Source organism: Nocardia sp. NPDC049190, assembly GCF_040648115.1.
Classification (GTDB): Bacteria; Actinomycetota; Actinomycetes; order Mycobacteriales; family Mycobacteriaceae; genus Nocardia.
In genome coordinates, this window is sequence record NZ_JBEZDE010000004.1 from 152,816 (window position 1) to 169,687 (window position 16,872).

Here is a 16,872-nt window from a genome sequence, read left to right on the forward strand (position 1 = left end):
ATGCAGGCTACCCACTCCCGCGCTGGGCAACCCTGACTACCGTTAGACTGCCGCGTTGTGTCCACCCCGACTTTCTCGCGTCCGGTCGTCCCGATGATCGCCCCGTCCATCCTGTCCGCCGACTTCGCGCACCTCGCGGACGAGACACGGGCGGTCGCGGGGGCGGACTGGCTGCACGTCGATGTGATGGACGCGCATTTCGTGCCGAATCTCACGATCGGTCTTCCCGTGGTCGAAAGCCTGCTCGGGGCGACCGACATCCCGCTGGACTGCCACCTGATGATCGATGATCCGGGCCGTTGGGCCCCGCCGTACGCCGAGGCGGGTGCCTACAATGTGACATTTCACGCAGAGGCGACCGACGATCCGATCGCGGTCGCTCGGGACATCCGCGCGGCAGGCGCGAAGGCGGGTCTCTCGGTGAAGCCCAACACCCCGATCGAGCCCTATCTGGAGATCCTGCGCGAGTTCGACACGCTGCTGGTGATGAGTGTGGAGCCGGGCTTCGGCGGGCAGTCGTTCATTCCGCACGTGTTGGAGAAGGCGCGCGTCGTGCGCAACCTCGTCGATGCGGGCGAGCTGCGGTTGATCGTCGAGATCGACGGCGGCATCAACACCGACACCATCGAGGCGGCCGCCGAGGCGGGCATCGACTGCTTCGTCGCCGGCTCCGCGGTCTACAACACCGCCGATCCCGGCGCCACCGTACAGGCATTGCGCCGGCAGGCCGCCTCGGTGCGGGTGCTCTGAAACGCCTTATCCGGTACGGTTTTTCCGTGCGCCGACCTCCCGCGTCGCCGCGATCACGGCACTCAGCGGCGGCTGCGGCGCAGCGACCTCGGGTGGCCGGATCCAGGTGCGGTAGCCGGTCCGCTCGTCCTGCGGCGACGGCAGTACGACTTGGCTGCCGGTGCCGGCGACCGTCGCGTACAACCGGAACAGTTCCGCCGAGACAGCCGTGCTGAGGGTGTCCGAGTGGGCGGGGCCGGTGAGGAACGTCCAGCGCAGCGCGCGCGGATGCGCCACGACCGGACCGTCGATCCCGGACTCGGCGAGCCATTGCTGTACCCCGTCGCCGAGATCGGCGGGCATCGTGATGGCACCGAATTCGGTGCCGATAGTCAGCAGAATGTGACGCGAGGCGCCATCGATCGATGCCGGCAGATGGAATTCAGTGCGGTACTGCCCGCAGCGGAATTCCAGCGTCGAATCGAGCAGGGCGGTCACACCGCGCTCCCGAGCTTGGCGAAGTTGATTTGACCCACTGTGGTTTTCCGGCTTCCTCGAGTTGTGAACATCCTGGTCGAACTCTTGGTCGTACGCTGCGTCTCCAGGTTGAACCACTGGACATCGAACTGCTCTGGGAAGTTGAACGGCGGGAATCGTCGACATAACGATATCGCTTACTTTTCCATTTGTGTGCGAGTTCGTGGTTTAAGCGTGTTCGACTCGGGTATCGGCTGGGAAGTGGTTTGGGCGTTCAGATAAATTCTGGCTAATGGTTTCGAATATGCGTCCGAACGAAAACAGCCGCTTGCCCGCATCGGTAATTTCGGGTTATTCGGCAGGGTTTCTTCCCGCTTCGATGCACGATGCTCGTTCAGGCGCGGCGTTGCCTGCCCGATGGTCTGGTTCGGATTCCGATACCGGAACCACTCCACTCCTGTAACCGAGGCTGTCGGCCCTGACCCGCGTCGTTACGCTGTGGGCGGGCGCCATAGGCGGGAATAGCGGCCGGGGCCCGCGCAGTTGCGCAATCGGGAAGTCAACGACGACAGGAGTCGAGGCATATGTTCACAGGCATCGTCGAGGAGCTCGGCGAGATCGTTGCCAGCGAGCAGTTGACGGATGCTGCCCGGCTGACGATCAAAGGCAAGCTGGTGACGTCCGATGCCGGACACGGTGATTCGATCGCGGTGAACGGGGTGTGCCTGACCGTCGTCGAGGTGGTCGCTGGCGAGTCGTTCACCGTCGACGTGATGGCCGAGACGCTGAACCGGTCGAGCATCGGTGCGCTGGAACTCGGCTCGAAGGTGAACCTGGAGCGCGCCGCCGCGCTCGACAGCAGGCTCGGCGGCCACCTGGTGCAGGGTCACGTCGACGGCACCGGCGCCGTACTCTCGCGAACCCCCTCGGAGAACTGGGACGTCGTGCGGATCTCGTTGCCGGAGAACATCGCTCGCTACGTCGTGGAGAAGGGTTCGATCACCGTAGACGGCATCTCGCTGACGGTCTCGGGGCTCGGCGTCTCCGACGATCTCGAGGACGGCGGCCGCGACTGGTTCGAGGTCTCCCTCATCCCGACCACGCTGTCGCTGACCAACCTCGGCTTCGCCACCGTCGGCACCACGGTCAACCTGGAAGTAGACGTGATCGCCAAATATGTCGAACGTCTCCAACAACGCGGCTGATGCACTACGAAGACCCACCCTTACAACGCGCGGCCGTCCATCGCCCTGCGTGGGCCACCCCGCGCGCCACCCCTGCTGACAACGGAGCTACCTCGCCGAACCCGCGCGCTCCGGTCGCCAACCGTCGTGCGGCCCCACCAGCTACCTGCCGCCCTTCTGCGCACAAACGCCCGGTCCGCTGCGCGCTCGGCCCCTGCTCGGTGCGAGCGTCACCCGCCACACACCTGGTTCGACTCGCACCCCCACCGGTCGCACCCCCGACCCCGTCCGGTGCAAGTCATGCGAGTACGTTCGCGGCCCGGCTCGCGTCTCAGCGGTCGCAGCGCATGCGCCGAAGGCGCGAGTCGCGGCCGCTGAGACGCGAGCCACAAGGGGGCCGCGAACACGCAGCGCCGCAGGCGCTGCAAATTCAACACAGTACTGTGGTGAGGCACCTATTTCGAGATGGAGCACAGCAGACGTGACCAGGTTCGACAGCATCGAGCGCGCAGTCGCTGACATCGCCGCCGGTAAGGCGGTCGTCGTCGTCGACGACGAGGACCGCGAGAACGAGGGCGACCTCATCTTCGCGGCGGAGAAGGCGACCCCGGAGCTGGTCGCGTTCATGATCCGCTATACCTCCGGATATATCTGTGTGCCGCTCACCGGTGACGACTGTGATCGCCTCGGCCTTCCGCCGATGTACGCGATGAATCAGGATAAGCACGGCACCGCGTACACCGTCTCGGTGGACGCGCGCGAGGGGGTGACGACCGGTATCTCGGGCGCCGATCGGGCGACCACCATGCGGCTGCTCGCCGACGCCGATGCCAAGGCCGACGATTTCACCCGGCCAGGTCATGTGGTGCCGTTGCGCGCGAAGGATGGCGGCGTGCTGCGCCGTCCCGGCCACACCGAGGCGGCCGTCGATCTCGCCAGGATGGCTGGGCTGCGGCCCGCGGGCGTGATCTGCGAGATCGTCAGCCAGAAGGACGAGGGCCACATGGCGCGCACCGAGGAACTGCGTGTCTTCGCCGACGAGCACGAGCTGGCGCTGATCTCGATCGCGGACATGATCGCGTGGCGGCGCAAGCATGAGAAGCATGTGGTGCGGGTCGCGGAGGCGCGCATTCCCACAGCGCATGGTGGGTTCATGGCGGTCGGATATCAGAGCATCTACGACGAGGTCGAGCATGTCGCGCTGGTGCGCGGCAACATCGGTGACGGCGAGGATGTGCTGGTGCGCGTGCACTCGGAGTGCCTCACCGGAGATGTGTTCGGGTCGCTGCGGTGCGACTGCGGTCCGCAGCTGGATGCCGCGCTGGAGATGGTCGCGGCCGAGGGCCGCGGCGTGGTGCTGTATATGCGGGGTCACGAAGGGCGCGGCATCGGTTTGATGCACAAGCTGCAGGCTTATCAGCTGCAGGATTCCGGCCGTGACACGGTCGACGCGAATCTGGACCTGGGCCTGCCCGCGGATGCCCGCGACTACGGCACCGGCGCTCAGATCCTGGTGGATCTCGGTATCCGCTCGATGCGTCTGCTCACCAACAACCCGGCCAAGCGAGTCGGCTTGGATGGCTATGGGCTGCGGATCACCGAGCGGGTGCCGATGCCGCTGCGGGCCAACGCCGAGAATCTCCGCTACTTGCGTACCAAGCGTGATCGGATGGGCCACGACTTGATCGGGCTCGACGAGCTCGACCTCGGCGAGACGGCGCACTGAACCACGAATAGATCCGGAAAGGCGGACAATCGATGAGCGGTACCGGCGTACCGATATTCGCGCTGGAGGATGCCAAGGAACTCTCCCTGGGCATCGTCGCGTCGCGCTGGCACACGCAGATTTGCGACACCCTGCTCGCGAACGCGGAGCGGGTTGCCAAGGACGCCGGTGTGCACCGGATCACGGTCGTTCGGTGCGCGGGTGCGATGGAGCTGCCGGTGGTGGCCCAGGAACTCGCGAAATCGCATGATGCGGTGGTGGCGCTCGGTGTGGTGGTCCGCGGTGACACACCGCACTTCGAGTATGTGTGTGATGCCGTGACCGCGGGGTTGACCCGGGTCTCGCTGGACGAGGGCACGCCTGTGGCGAACGGGGTGCTCACCACGAACAACGAGCGGCAGGCGCTGGATCGGGCCGGGCTGCCCGATTCCCATGAGAACAAGGGAGAGCAGGCGGCTGCCGCGGCGTTGGATGCCGCGCTGACCTTGCGTGCCCTGCGGCAGCCCGCGTAGCCGATGCCGGTCGTCCGCATCTTTCGCAGGAACGCCGAGTCGCCGACGACCCGGCGCGATTCGCCGGAATGGGAGTTCGAGGTGCGTCCTCGCCGTGCGGTACGGACGGCCCGGGCGGTGGCGGTTCTGATCGTGGCCGGGTTCGGCGCGGCTGGTATCTGGCTGCGCAGTGGGTCGACGGGCGTGAACTTTCGTGTCGCCGACCAGATCGCGATGATCGGGATCGGTCTACTCGGCGCCGCGGCGGTGTTGCTGCTGACCAGGCCGAGGGTACGGGTGGGGGCCGGTGGTGTCTGCGTGCGGAACATCCTGGGCGACAATGATTTTGGCTGGGACTACATCCGGGGCGTGTCGTTCCCGGACGGCAAGTCTTGGGCGCGACTGGAATTGGTCGACGACGACTATGTCCCGATGTTGGCGATTCGCTCCAACGACAAGGAGCATGCCGCGCGGGCGATGGCCCGGCTGCGCGAACTCGGCGGGAAGTACTCAGCACACCGGTGATGGGCGCGGGTAGCGCTATCGATACTCCGATCGCGGAGGCTGTCCGGCGAGTGGGGGGACGGTGGTTCGGTCTCGCCGCGGAGAACCGGCATCGGTCGACCACGCAATCCCGATCCCGGGTTGATCGCCGATGGCAGCGAAATCCGGGACCGGGACTCCGTTCGCATGACGATGACTGTTCATAGCGTCAGTCACGAACGTAGTAGTGGCCCATCGTGTCGTCGAGACGTCCGGTAGGACGGCAGCAGCGGCGGAAACCGGCGGCCGGAGCCACATGGGCAGGGGTCCATGCCTCCGAGTTTTTCGATGAGTTCGGTGTCGTTGCCGACCAGGCGGGCACCGCGTTTGACCCTCGACTCGCTAGAGGGAACCCCTTACGGCGCTTACTGGTTCGTTCAAAAGGAAGTCTGGAACTCGTCGTGGTACATGATGTCCTCCTCGGTCGATCGAATGAATCGCGTGACGGTAACACCGCTGCATCTGCTCAGCATCTGATTTTCACGCCGCACCCGAATAGCGAGACGAACGCCCCCACCGACCTGGCCGACCGCTACCTCGCCCACCCCGAGCACCTGAAATCGTGACTGCGCTGCATGCGCCTACACGAGGTCGCGACCCGGTACACGGTGATCGCTCACGACGGTGAAGAGCAGATACCGGCCACGACCCGGGCGGCCGCGATTTTCGAGACCAAACTCCACGCCGTCGGCGTCCATCACCCGACCGGACTCCCGATGGCCGTGCTGTGCTCCGGGTCCTTCGATTCGGCGACCGGCCGGGCCTGCTCGTAGAAACCGCTCGAGCGGCTGGTCAGTGGGTGTCGCCGAGGACCACACCCTCGCGCCGGGGGTCGGCGCCGCCGATCCAGCCTCCTGCGCTGTCGCGTTTGAGGGCGCTGAGGCCGCTGGACTGTGGTGCGACCGAGACCTGATGGCCCAGCTCGCGGAGCCGGAGTACGAGCGGATCATGGTCGCCGTTGTCAGTGGCGTCGATCGCGGGATGCTCGCCGCCGACGCCGGTGGACGGGCTGTTCCCCGCACCGAATGCGACCGCGGAGACAGCCTGCTGTGGGTCGAGGCCCCAATCGAACATGTTGACCAGGGACTTCACCACGAACTGGATGATCACCGCACCACCAGGGGAGCCAGCGACGTGGGTGAGTTCGCCACGGGAGCCGTCGGCGGCCTTGTCGAACACCAGGGTGGGACTCATCGAACTGCGTGGCCGTTTGCCTGGTTGGACGCGGTTGGCCATCGGCATACCGTCGGTGCCGAGCGGGTCGGCATTGAAGTCGGTGAGCTGATTGTTCAGTACGAAGCCATCGACCAGGTGGAACGAACCGAATGCCGACTCGACCGTGGTGGTCATGGACGCGGCGTTGCCATATTTGTCGACCACCGAGATGTGGCTGGTGCCGTGCTCGGGAGGCTGAGGGCCGACGCCGAGCGGGACCGGGCCGAAGTCGCCGGGCTGCGCGGTGCCCATGCTCCGGTTCGGGTTGATCAACCCGGCGCGCTGCCGCAGGTAGTCCTTGTTCAACAGAGTCTGCGCCGAATCCCCCGGCAGTGGAATGAAATCCGGGTCGGCCACATACTTGTTGCGGTCGGCGTAGGCGAGTCGTTCGGCCTCCGAGACGAGGTGCACCGCCTGGGCGTTCGGCTTTCCGCCGTTGCGGTCGATGGCGTCCGGCCGCAATGCGGCCAGGTCGAAGTTCTCCAGGATGCCGAGGGTGGCGGCGACGGTGATGCCTCCGGAGGACGGGGTGGGCATGCCACAGATCTCGCGCTCGCGGTAACTGGTGCACAGTGCGGTGCGCTTTTTGGCCTGGTAGCCGGCCAGGTCCTTGGTAGTGATCAGGCCAGGGGTGCGTCCGCCGGAGGACCGACCCGCCGCGTCGACGATGTCGCGGGCGATCGCGCCGGTATAGAAGGCCTGTGCGCCGTCGGCGGCGACGGCGCCGAGCGTTTTCGCCATGGCCGGATTGGTGAGCATGGTGTGGGCGGCCTTCGGGCTTCCGTCCTGGTTGAGGAAGTACGCCTTGGCGTCCTCGTCACCGGAGAGTTCCTTCGCCGACTCCGCGATCTGACCCGCCAGGCGGGGACTGATCGGGAAGCCGCGATCGGCCAAACCGATCGCCGGGTCGAACAGGTCACGCCAGGCTGTTTTGCCATGGTCGTGGTGCGCCAGCTCCAGCATGCGCAGGGCACCGGGCACTCCGATGGAACGACCGCTGGCACGTGCGTTCGGCTTCGGCTCGATCCGATCCGTGTCGCCGACCCAGCGCAGATAGTTCTCGGTCGCCGCCGCCGGCGCGACCTCGCGGCCGTCGTAGGCTTCGACGGCTTTCGTGTTCGCGTCGTAGTAGAGCAGGAATGCGCCGCCGCCGATGCCGGATGCCTGCGGTTCGACAAGTCCGAGCACCGTCTGTGCCGCGACCAGGGCATCCGCGGCGGTGCCGCCATCGCGGAGCACCTCGCAGGCTGCCTTCGTCGACACCGGGTTCGCCGTGGAGACCGCGAAGGTGTGCGTGCGCACCGGTGTCATTCCGGCGCGATACCCGGTCGCGATCTCCGGATTCGTGCTCAGATCCCGGGTGCTGCCCGCTGGCTCGGGCGAGACAGCCGTCACCGGCGCGCCGTTCGGTACCGGCACGCAGATTCCGCTCGTCTCGTGCTCATCGGACGAACAGGCCGTGGCCATCCCCATGGTGAGTGCCAACGCCGCGACAGCGCCGACCCAGATTCCTCGCTTGCGACTCATGCCGGGACTCTATCGCCCCACCGACAGCCGCGCGACTTTCACCAACCACCTGCGAAATCACCCTGACCGCAGAGGTTGTCGCAGCTGGGCGCCCCACCCGCGACGGCACGGCGAAGTGGAGCGGTCCGTCGGTAGGCTGGCGCGGTGACGATCGACGCGGTCTTGTTCGACTTCTCCGGGACACTGTTTCGGCTGGAGGACGACGAATCCTGGTACACCGACCTGACCGGGCCGGACGGACAGACCTTCGACGTGCACGAGAAGGCCGAGATCCTGCGGCGGATGACGTCGCCGGCCGAGCAGAGTGTGCAGTTCGACGCCGAGCAGCAATACGCGTGGGACAATCGTGACCTCGACCCGGTACTGCACCGCACCGCAATACTCGAGGTGCTGCGCAGATCCGGCGTGCCGTGCGTCGCCGACGCCGAACGGCTGTATGCCCGGCTGCTCGACCCGATGGAGTGGACGCCCTATCCCGACACCGCCGCGGTTTTGAAGCTCCTTGCGGCACAGGATGTTCCGGTAGCGGTCGTGAGCAATATCCCCTTCGACATCCGTCCCTCGTTCACCGCGCGTGGCTGGGACAGGTCGATTCGGGCATTCACGTTGTCGTATGAAGTCGGCGTGATGAAGCCGGACCCGGCGATCTTCCATGCCGCCTTGGCCGAACTCGGCGTGCCCGCCCAGGCGACGCTGATGGTGGGTGACAGTGCCGAGGCCGACGGCGCCGCGACGGCACTCGGCTGCCGATTCGCTCTGGTCGACCCGCTCCCCACCACGGAACGCCCGGATGCTCTCTTGGCCGCCCTGCGCCGGCACGGCCGCCTCGCGTAATCGCCTTCGCAGCGGTCCGATCGGTGCGATCGGCCGTTCTGTGAACTCCCGGTGGTCCGAGCCGGTGTCGTGTTAGCGTGCGGCTCGGCGTGTTCGCCGATGTGTCGATTCCCTTCGGTCGAACGGAGGTACGTCTGTGGGTGTGGCGTATTCGGGTGAGGATCCGCCCGTTACCGTGGAGTCGGGGATTCCGGCGGCGATTCGAGATGTGCGAGAGGCCATCTGGGGCCTGGCGGGATTCGCGCTCGCCTATCCGATGATCATGGGCGTGACGTGCGGCGGTAAAGCCGCTGCCGCGGCGTCGGCCCAGTTCTGCGTCGCCTGGGCACTCGGTCTGCTCGGGTTCGGATTCGCCGAAGGTGCGCGCGGTGTGCGCGCTCTCACGCTGATTCTGGCGATCGCGCAGGCCATCGTCGGGTGGTACGCGATCGGCGGCCCCGCCCCTATCCCGCCCGCTGTCGCTGTCGTCGCCGCCTGCTACTCGCTCGGCACGACGGCGGCCGTCGTCCACCTGCCGCGTCGCCCGGAAGTCAAGGTCTGGTTCGGCGCCCGCGAACGCTGACGGTTGCCGCCGGCCGTCCGGGGGCTGTCGGACCCGGTGGATAGGCTTGTTATGTGGCAGATCCAGCGACGTACCGGCCCGCACCCGGCACGATTCCCGTTGAACCCGGTGTCTACAAGTTCCGGGATGCCCATCGGCGGGTCATCTACGTCGGCAAGGCCAAGAGCCTGCGCAGCAGGCTGAACTCATACTTCGCCGACGTCGCCGGTCTGCATCCGCGCACGCGGCAGATGGTGACCACAGCAGCGAGTGTCGAGTGGACAGTCGTCTCCACCGAGGTGGAGGCACTGCAGTTGGAGTACAACTGGATCAAAGAGTTCGACCCGCGGTTCAACGTCCGCTATCGGGACGACAAATCGTATCCGGTGCTGGCGGTCACCCTGGACGAGGAGTTCCCTCGGCTTTTCGTCTACCGTGGCGCGCGTCGCAAAGGCGTCCGTTACTTCGGCCCCTACGCGCACGCCTGGGCGATCCGGGAGACACTGGATCTGCTTCTCCGGGTCTTCCCCGCCCGGACCTGCTCCAATGGAGTCTTCAAGCGGCACAGCCAAATCGGCCGCCCGTGTTTGCTGGGATACATCGACAAATGCTCGGCGCCGTGCATCGGTCGGGTGAGCGCCGCGGAGCACCGCGACATCGTCGATGACTTCTGCGACTTCCTCGCCGGCCGCACCGACCGCATGGTCCGCGAGTTGGAGCGTCGCATGCACGACGCCGCCGAGGACCTGGACTTCGAGGCCGCCGCTCGGCTGCGTGACGATGTGCAGGCCCTGCGCCGCGCCCTGGAGAAGCAGGCGGTGGTCCTCGGCACCGGCACCGACGCCGACGTGATCGCCTTCGCCGCCGACGAGCTGGAGGTCGCGGTGCAGATCTTCCACGTTCGCGACGGCCGGGTGCGCGGTCAGCGTGGCTGGGTGGTCGACAAGTCGGGCGATGCCGTCGACACGCCGGAAGCGGGCGGCGGTGAGCTGGCCGCGCTCGTCGAACAGTTTCTCACCCAGTTCTACGGCGAGCAGGTCGCCGTGGCCGAACAGGGGACCGATGAGCAGCTTGCCGCCGTGGTGCCGCGCGAGGTGCTCGTTCCCGAGTTGCCCGCCGATGTCGAGCAGGTGCAGCAATGGCTGTCGGATCTGCGCGGCTCGGCGGTGCGATTGCGCGTGCCGCAGCGCGGCGACAAGAAAGCTCTCGCCGAGACCGTGCAGCGCAACGCGCGGGAGGCGCTGGCCCAGCACAAACTCAAGCGCGCGGGCGACCTGACATCGCGATCGCAAGCGTTGCAGGACATCCAAGACGCACTGGAACTCGACAGTGCCCCGCTGCGCATCGAGTGTGTGGATATCAGCCACGTGCAGGGCACCGACGTGGTCGCCTCACTGGTGGTGTTCGAGGACGGTCTGCCGCGGAAATCCGACTACCGGCACTATGCGATCAAGGAGGCCGCGGGCGAGGGCCGCTCCGATGACGTCGGGAGCATCGCCGAGGTGACTCGCCGCCGGTTTCTCAAGTTGCGGCGCGACCGCGATCTGATCGAGCAGCACGACTTGTCCGCCACCGACGACGACACGCCGGAACTCCTCTCTCGGCCCGGCATCGACCCGAGCACCGGGCGTCCGCGTAAGTTCGCCTATCCGCCCAACCTGTATGTGGTCGACGGCGGCGCGCCGCAGGTGGCGGCTGCCGCCGAGGTACTCGACGAACTCGGCATCACCGATGTCGCGGTGATCGGCTTGGCCAAGCGCCTCGAGGAGGTATGGGTGCCCGCGGAGCGCGAGCCGGTCATCATGCCACGCAATAGCGAGGCGCTGTATCTGCTGCAACGGGTCCGTGACGAAGCGCATCGGTTCGCCATTACCTTCCACCGCAGCAAACGCTCACGGCGGATGACGGCATCGGCGCTGGACTCGGTGCCCGGTCTCGGCGCGGCACGCCGAACGGCGCTGGTCACCCATTTCGGGTCGGTGGCCAAGCTGAAGGGAGCCACGGTCGAACAGATCACCGAGGTACCCGGCATCGGGCTGGCGACCGCGAAGGCGGTCCTTGCCGCGCTGCATGCGGAATAGTCGCTCGACTGCGCACCGGAAGTTTCGGTTTCGCGTACGTTGTGTCTGTGCCCGATACCGAAACGGGTGCGGGATGATCGGAAGGCAACCGAGAGACGGATCCGGTAGGACATGACACGCATCGAACCGAACAGTAGTGCGGGCGGTCCGCCGACGAGCGGAGGGCGAGCGAACTCGCCCGAGGTCCACACCGGAGTGCCCCCGCAGGTCGAGGTGGTGATCGTGACCGGGTTGTCGGGCGCGGGCAGGGGCACCGCCGCGCGCGTGCTCGAGGACCTCGGCTGGTACGTCGCGGACAATCTGCCGCCCGAACTGTTCGGTCGGATGGTCGAACTCGGCGCCTCCGCGACACCGCCGATCGGTCGGCTGGCTCTGGTCATGGATGTGCGCAGCCGATTCTTCACCGGCGATCTCTCGGTGGTAACCGAACAGTTGCGGACGCGGGGTGTGCGCACCAGGGTTCTGTTCCTCGAGGCGTCGGATGATGTGCTGATCCGACGCTTCGGGTTCGCGCGGCGCCGTCATCCGTTACAAAGCGAGAGCGAGGACGGGACATTGTCCGCAGGCATCGCCGCCGAACGGGTGCGCCTGTCGGCGGTGAAGACCGCCGCGGATCTGGTCATCGACACCACCGAGTTGTCCATCCATCAGCTGCACCGCAAGCTGGAGGAGGCGTACGGCGGCGGCGCCCCCAGCGCGCTGCAACTCACCGTGCAGTCCTTCGGCTTCAAGTACGGGGTTCCCCTCGACGCCGACATGGTGTTGGATGTGCGTTTTCTACCTAATCCGCATTGGATACCGGAATTACGGGAACATACAGGTCAGGAGGCGGTGGTCAGCGAGTACGTGTTGTCGCGCCCTGGCGCGACCGATTATCTGGGTACCTGCCACCACCTGGTCGATCTGACGACGAACGGTTACCGCCAAGAGGGGAAGCGATACATGACGGTGGCAGTGGGCTGCACCGGAGGCAAGCATCGAAGCGTCGCGATAGCCGAGGCGCTGGGAGAGTTGATGGGCGAGGTCGCCGGTGGCTCGGCGGGGTCCGTCGACGTGGTGCGGGTCGTGCACCGAGATCTGGGGCGCGAATGACCGGTTGGGAAGCCGATCCCAGCATCGTCGCGCTGGGCGGCGGGCACGGTCTCTACGCGACGCTGACGGCGCTGCGACGGCTGACCAGGAAGATCTGCGCGGTGGTGACCGTCGCCGACGACGGGGGCTCCTCCGGGCGACTACGCGCCGAATTGGGGGTGCTGCCGCCGGGGGATCTTCGCATGGCGCTGGCCGCCCTGTCCGCGGACGCCGACGGGGTGTGGACGCAGACCGTTCAGCACCGTTTCGGCGGTACCGGTGCGCTGGCGGGGCACTCGGTCGGCAATCTCATCCTGGCCGGGCTCACCGAGGTGCTCGGCGATCCGGTGGCCGCGCTCGATGAGGTCGCCAAGATGTTGCGGATCACCGGAAGGGTGCTCCCGATGTCGCCGATCGCGCTCGATATCGAGGCGGATGTTTCTGGGCTGGAAGCAGATCCGCGGGTGAGTCGGTGTATTCGCGGCCAAGTCGCTATCGCCACAACGCCGGGCAAGGTGCGGCGGGTGCGGTTGATCCCCTCGGATCCGCCTGCCAGTTCGGCGGCCACCTCGGCGATCGAGCACGCCGACGTCGTCGTGCTGGGCCCTGGGTCCTGGTTCACCAGCGTGATACCGCATGTGCTCGTGCCCGAGTTGCGCGAGGCCCTGGTGTACACCAGGGCGCGTAAGGTCCTCGTGCTCAACCTCGCCGCCGAGCCCGGGGAGACGGCGGGTTTCTCCGCGGAGCGGCATCTCCATGTATTGTCCCAGCACGCACCGGAGTTCGTGGTCGACGAGGTCCTCGTCGATTCCGGGTCCGTGCCGGAGGGGCGCGAGCGAGAACACGTGGCCAGAGCTGCCGAACAGTTGCGGGCACGGGTAACTTTCTCCGCTGTCGCCGAAGCGGGAACGGACCGGCATCATTCCGGAAAGCTTGCTGCCGCACTGGATCAAGTTATCCGGCAACCCCGGCCGCAAATGGCAGGTCTTCGAGTCGAGGGACGGCACATGGGGCAGGATGTGCGTTCCGGGTTGGGTGGAAAGGAGCGCGTCTCGTGGCGATGACAGCCGATGTGAAAGACGAGCTGAGCAGGCTCACGGTGTCGCAGGTGAGTTCCCGCAAGGCGGAGCTGTCCGCCCTGCTGCGTTTTGCGGGCGGCCTGCACATCGTCAGCGGCCGGGTGATCGTCGAAGCCGAGGTGGATATGGGCTCCATCGCGCGCCGGCTGCGCCGGGAGATTTTCGAGCTATACGGCTACGGCTCCGATGTGCACGTGCTCGGCGCGGGCGGGCTGCGCAAAACCTCCCGATATGTGGTGCGCGTGTCGAAGGAGGGTGAGGCGCTGGCCAGACAGACCGGTCTACTCGACGTGCGCGGTCGTCCGGTGCGCGGGCTGCCCGCGCAGGTGGTCGGCGGCAGCATCGCCGATGCCGAAGCCGCCTGGCGCGGAGCGTTTCTCGCACACGGCTCGCTGACCGAACCGGGGCGTTCCTCGGCGCTGGAAGTCAGCTGCCCCGGGCCGGAGGCGGCGCTGGCGCTGGTCGGTGCGGCGCGACGGCTCGCGATCACCGCCAAGGCCCGCGAGGTGCGCGGTACCGACCGCGTGGTGGTGCGCGACGGTGAGGCCATCGGTGCGCTGCTGACCAGGATGGGGGCGCACGGCACCAGGATGGTCTGGGAGGAGCGCAGGCTGCGCCGCGAAGTTCGCGCGACGGCGAACCGGCTGGCGAACTTCGACGACGCCAATCTCCGCCGCTCGGCGCGGGCGGCGGTGGCCGCCGCGGCTCGCGTGGAACGCGCGCTCGAGATCCTCAGCGAGGACGTGCCCGACCATCTCGCCGCGGCGGGAAAACTCCGGGTGCAGCACCGGCAGGCATCGCTGGAGGAGCTCGGCCAGCTCGCCGACCCGCCGATGACGAAAGACGCTGTGGCGGGTCGCATTCGGCGTCTGCTGTCGATGGCCGACCGGCGAGCCAAGGAACTCGGCGTGCCCGACACCGAATCGGCCGTCACGGCCGACCTGCTCGACGAAGCCTGAGCCGGATGTCCCGGCGGGCATCGGTCGGGGCGGCGGTCGTTCAGGAGCGGCACACGGCTGCGACCTGGCATCCCGTTCGTCCGAATGCCAGGTGCGTGTCGGCGAGGCAACAGCAGGGCACTAGGGTGGGTACGGCATCGGAATGACCCCGCTTGAAAGCTGAGGAGCGATAACGTGACTGTCCGGGTAGGCATCAACGGCTTCGGTCGTATCGGACGCAACTTCTTCCGGGCGGTGGAGGCGCAGAAGGCGCTCGGCACCACCGACATCGAGATCGTCGCGGTCAACGACCTCACCGACAACGCGACCCTCGCGACCTTGCTCAAGTACGACTCGATCCTGGGCCGCCTGCCGAAGGACGTCTCGCTGGACGGCGACGACACCATCGTGGTCGGCGAGCAGCGGATCAAGGCGCTGGCCATCAAGGAGGGCCCCGGGGCGCTGCCCTGGGGTGACCTGGGCGTCGACGTGGTCGTCGAGTCCACCGGCATCTTCACCGACGCGACGAAGGCCAAGGGGCACATCGCAGCGGGCGCCAAGAAGGTCATCATCTCGGCACCCGCCAAGGGTGAGGACATCACCATCGTGATGGGCGTCAACGACGACAAGTACGACGGCAGCCAGAACATCATCTCGAACGCCTCGTGCACCACCAACTGCCTCGGTCCGCTGGCCAAGGTGCTCAATGACGAGTTCGGCATCGTCAAGGGCCTGATGACCACCATTCACGCCTACACCCAGGACCAAAACCTGCAGGATGGCCCGCACAGCGACCTTCGTCGTGCCCGCGCGGCCGCTCTGAACATCGTGCCGACCGGCACCGGGGCGGCCAAGGCCATCGGCCTGGTGCTGCCGGAACTCAACGGCAAGTTGGACGGCTACGCGTTGCGTGTGCCGGTCCCGACCGGCTCGGTCACCGATCTGACCGCGAACCTGGCGAAGTCCGCCTCGCTCGAGGACATCAACGCCGCCTTCAAGGCTGCCGCCGAGGGGCCGCTGCAGGGCATCTTGAAGTACAACGTCGACCCGATCGTGTCGAGCGATATCGTCACCGACCCGCACTCGTCGATCTATGACGCGCCGCTGACCAAGGTCATCGACGACCAGGTGAAGGTCGTCTCGTGGTACGACAACGAGTGGGGTTACTCGAACCGTCTCGCCGACCTCATCGGCCTCGTCGGCAAGTCGCTCTGACGCATATGACCATCAAGACACTCGCGGATCTGCTCGGCGAGGGTGTCGAGGGTCGGGGCGTACTCGTGCGCTCCGACCTGAACGTCCCCCTCGACGACAATGGACAGATCACCGATCCCGGCCGGATCGTCGCCTCGGCGCCGACCATCAAAGCGCTGGTCGAGGCGGGCGCCAAGGTCGTGGTGACCGCCCATCTCGGTCGGCCCAAGGGGGAGCCGGACCCGAAACTCTCGTTGGCACCGGTAGCTGCCAGGCTCGCCGAAGAGCTGGGTCGCAATGTCCAGTTGGCCGGTGACGTGGTCGGTCAGGACGCACTCGCGCGGTCCGAGGGCCTCACCGACGGCGACGTGCTGCTGCTGGAGAACATCCGCTTCGACCCGCGTGAGACCAGCAAGGACGACACCGAACGCGGCAAACTCGCTGCGGCGCTGGTCGATCTGGTCGGCGACGACGGCGCGTTCGTCTCCGACGGCTTCGGCGTGGTACACCGCAAGCAGGCGTCGGTGTACGACGTGGCGAACCTGCTGCCGCACTACGCGGGCACGCTGGTCGCCGCCGAGATCGAGGTGCTGGCCACGCTGAGCGAGGACCCGGATCGGCCGTATGCGGTGGTACTCGGCGGCTCCAAGGTCTCCGACAAACTCGCCGTCATCGAGGCGCTTGCTCCGAAGGTCGACACCCTGGTGATCGGCGGCGGCATGTGCTTCACCTTCCTTGCTGCACAGGGCCTTTCGGTAGGTACCTCGTTGCTGCAGGAGGAGATGGTGGACACCTGCAAGAGCCTGCTCGAGCAGTACGCCGACGTCATCCACCTGCCGCGCGACATCGTGGTCGGCGACAAGTTCGCCGCGGACGCCGAGTCGGAGGTGGTGTCGGCACACGAGATCGAGGACGGCTGGATGGGTCTGGATATCGGCCCTCAGTCCGTAGACCGTTTCGGGGTGCTCCTGACCGAGGCGAAGACCATTTTCTGGAACGGTCCGATGGGTGTTTTCGAGTTCGAGAAGTTCTCGGCGGGCACCCGTGGGATCGCCGAGGCGATCGTGACCGCCACCGGCAAGGGCGCGTTCAGCGTCGTCGGCGGCGGTGACTCGGCCGCGGCCGTGCGTGCGCTCGGGCTCCCCGACGACGGTTTCTCGCACATCTCCACCGGTGGTGGCGCCTCGCTCGAGTATCTGGAGGGCAAGCAACTCCCCGGCATCGCGGTGTTGGAGGACTGAG

Annotated in this window: 17 protein-coding genes; 14 read left to right on the plus strand and 3 right to left on the minus strand. The window is 66.8% G+C overall.

Translation table 11 applies throughout. The annotated features are described in order from the left end of the window. Positions 1-93: 93 nt before the first annotated feature. Positions 94-750, plus strand: coding sequence for a ribulose-phosphate 3-epimerase (gene rpe / locus AB0B25_RS06045; RefSeq protein ID WP_357175761.1), 657 nt, complete (start codon positions 94-96; stop codon positions 748-750). Positions 751-756: 6 nt separating this feature from the next. Here rpe and AB0B25_RS06050 read toward each other — a convergent pair whose 3' ends face one another. Beyond that, a complete protein-coding gene (locus AB0B25_RS06050) occupies positions 757-1,227 on the minus strand; it encodes a hypothetical protein (protein WP_357175400.1) in 471 nt (156 codons plus the stop codon). A gap of 563 nt (positions 1,228-1,790) precedes the next feature. On the opposite strand from AB0B25_RS06050, the gene AB0B25_RS06055 reads away from it, so the two are divergent. From AB0B25_RS06055 to AB0B25_RS06070, 4 genes are all read left to right on the plus strand, one after another. Then, a complete protein-coding gene (locus tag AB0B25_RS06055; protein WP_357175403.1) occupies positions 1,791-2,411 on the plus strand; it encodes a riboflavin synthase in 621 nt (206 codons plus the stop codon). Positions 2,412-2,871: 460 nt separating this feature from the next. Continuing rightward, the gene (locus AB0B25_RS06060; protein WP_357175406.1) at positions 2,872-4,116 is read left to right on the plus strand and encodes a bifunctional 3,4-dihydroxy-2-butanone-4-phosphate synthase/GTP cyclohydrolase II; all 1,245 of its coding nucleotides are present in this window, start codon (positions 2,872-2,874) and stop codon (positions 4,114-4,116) included. Positions 4,117-4,148: 32 nt separating this feature from the next. Beyond that, positions 4,149-4,628 (plus strand): 6,7-dimethyl-8-ribityllumazine synthase, encoded by a 480-nt coding sequence (gene ribH, locus AB0B25_RS06065; RefSeq protein WP_357175409.1) that lies wholly within the window; start codon positions 4,149-4,151, stop codon positions 4,626-4,628. A gap of 3 nt (positions 4,629-4,631) precedes the next feature. Next, on the plus strand, positions 4,632-5,132 hold the full coding sequence (locus tag AB0B25_RS06070; protein WP_357175412.1) for a PH domain-containing protein: 501 nt from the start codon (positions 4,632-4,634) through the stop codon (positions 5,130-5,132). A gap of 191 nt (positions 5,133-5,323) precedes the next feature. On the opposite strand, the gene AB0B25_RS06075 is transcribed toward AB0B25_RS06070, so the two are convergent. Beyond that, on the minus strand, positions 5,324-5,422 hold the full coding sequence (locus AB0B25_RS06075) for an SEC-C metal-binding domain-containing protein (RefSeq protein WP_357175415.1): 99 nt from the start codon (positions 5,420-5,422) through the stop codon (positions 5,324-5,326). Positions 5,423-5,725: 303 nt separating this feature from the next. Between AB0B25_RS06075 and AB0B25_RS06080 the strand changes: the two genes are divergently transcribed. Continuing rightward, complete coding sequence (locus AB0B25_RS06080) at positions 5,726-5,923, plus strand: hypothetical protein (RefSeq protein WP_357175418.1); 198 nt, start codon at positions 5,726-5,728, stop codon at positions 5,921-5,923. Between the two features lie 19 nt (positions 5,924-5,942). On the opposite strand, the gene AB0B25_RS06085 is transcribed toward AB0B25_RS06080, so the two are convergent. Beyond that, positions 5,943-7,892 carry a gamma-glutamyltransferase family protein gene (locus tag AB0B25_RS06085; RefSeq protein ID WP_357175421.1) on the minus strand — a complete coding sequence of 650 codons (1,950 nt, stop codon included), beginning with the start codon at positions 7,890-7,892 and terminating at the stop codon, positions 5,943-5,945. A 144-nt stretch (positions 7,893-8,036) separates the two neighbouring features. On the opposite strand from AB0B25_RS06085, the gene AB0B25_RS06090 reads away from it, so the two are divergent. From AB0B25_RS06090 to AB0B25_RS06125, 8 genes are all read left to right on the plus strand, one after another. Further along, a complete protein-coding gene (locus AB0B25_RS06090) occupies positions 8,037-8,726 on the plus strand; it encodes an HAD family hydrolase (protein ID WP_357175424.1) in 690 nt (229 codons plus the stop codon). Positions 8,727-8,862: 136 nt separating this feature from the next. After that, on the plus strand, positions 8,863-9,288 hold the full coding sequence (locus AB0B25_RS06095; protein WP_357175427.1) for a hypothetical protein: 426 nt from the start codon (positions 8,863-8,865) through the stop codon (positions 9,286-9,288). 53 nt (positions 9,289-9,341) lie between these two features. Then, on the plus strand, positions 9,342-11,348 hold the full coding sequence (uvrC, locus tag AB0B25_RS06100) for an excinuclease ABC subunit UvrC (RefSeq protein ID WP_357175430.1): 2,007 nt from the start codon (positions 9,342-9,344) through the stop codon (positions 11,346-11,348). 111 nt (positions 11,349-11,459) lie between these two features. Further along, entirely contained in the window at positions 11,460-12,440 is a 981-nt protein-coding gene (gene rapZ / locus AB0B25_RS06105) for an RNase adapter RapZ (protein ID WP_357175432.1), read from the plus strand. Continuing rightward, positions 12,437-13,483, plus strand: a complete 1,047-nt coding sequence (gene yvcK / locus AB0B25_RS06110; RefSeq protein ID WP_357175435.1) for a uridine diphosphate-N-acetylglucosamine-binding protein YvcK — start codon at positions 12,437-12,439, stop codon at positions 13,481-13,483. The genes rapZ and yvcK overlap by 4 nt, the downstream gene beginning before the upstream one ends. Further along, positions 13,474-14,457 carry a DNA-binding protein WhiA gene (gene whiA, locus AB0B25_RS06115; RefSeq protein WP_357175437.1) on the plus strand — a complete coding sequence of 328 codons (984 nt, stop codon included), beginning with the start codon at positions 13,474-13,476 and terminating at the stop codon, positions 14,455-14,457. The genes yvcK and whiA overlap by 10 nt, the downstream gene beginning before the upstream one ends. A gap of 174 nt (positions 14,458-14,631) precedes the next feature. Beyond that, entirely contained in the window at positions 14,632-15,651 is a 1,020-nt protein-coding gene (gene gap / locus AB0B25_RS06120) for a type I glyceraldehyde-3-phosphate dehydrogenase (RefSeq protein ID WP_357175440.1), read from the plus strand. 5 nt (positions 15,652-15,656) lie between these two features. Further along, entirely contained in the window at positions 15,657-16,871 is a 1,215-nt protein-coding gene (locus tag AB0B25_RS06125; protein WP_357175443.1) for a phosphoglycerate kinase, read from the plus strand. Position 16,872: the final 1 nt, after the last annotated feature.

What these genes read in the sequence shown, in the direction of transcription:
- AB0B25_RS06125 (WP_357175443.1), top strand. Translation starts at nt 15,657, where the DNA reads ATGACCATCAAGACACTCGCGGATCTGCTCGGCGAGGGTGTCGAGGGT.
- rapZ (WP_357175432.1), top strand. Translation starts at nt 11,460, where the DNA reads ATGACACGCATCGAACCGAACAGTAGTGCGGGCGGTCCGCCGACGAGC.
- AB0B25_RS06070 (WP_357175412.1), top strand. Translation starts at nt 4,632, where the DNA reads ATGCCGGTCGTCCGCATCTTTCGCAGGAACGCCGAGTCGCCGACGACC.
- rpe (WP_357175761.1), top strand. Translation starts at nt 94, where the DNA reads ATGATCGCCCCGTCCATCCTGTCCGCCGACTTCGCGCACCTCGCGGAC.
- ribH (WP_357175409.1), top strand. Translation starts at nt 4,149, where the DNA reads ATGAGCGGTACCGGCGTACCGATATTCGCGCTGGAGGATGCCAAGGAA.
- AB0B25_RS06080 (WP_357175418.1), top strand. Translation starts at nt 5,726, where the DNA reads ATGCGCCTACACGAGGTCGCGACCCGGTACACGGTGATCGCTCACGAC.
- AB0B25_RS06055 (WP_357175403.1), top strand. Translation starts at nt 1,791, where the DNA reads ATGTTCACAGGCATCGTCGAGGAGCTCGGCGAGATCGTTGCCAGCGAG.
- yvcK (WP_357175435.1), top strand. Translation starts at nt 12,437, where the DNA reads ATGACCGGTTGGGAAGCCGATCCCAGCATCGTCGCGCTGGGCGGCGGG.
- AB0B25_RS06085 (WP_357175421.1), bottom strand. Translation starts at nt 7,892, where the DNA reads ATGAGTCGCAAGCGAGGAATCTGGGTCGGCGCTGTCGCGGCGTTGGCA.
- AB0B25_RS06075 (WP_357175415.1), bottom strand. Translation starts at nt 5,422, where the DNA reads ATGGACCCCTGCCCATGTGGCTCCGGCCGCCGGTTTCCGCCGCTGCTG.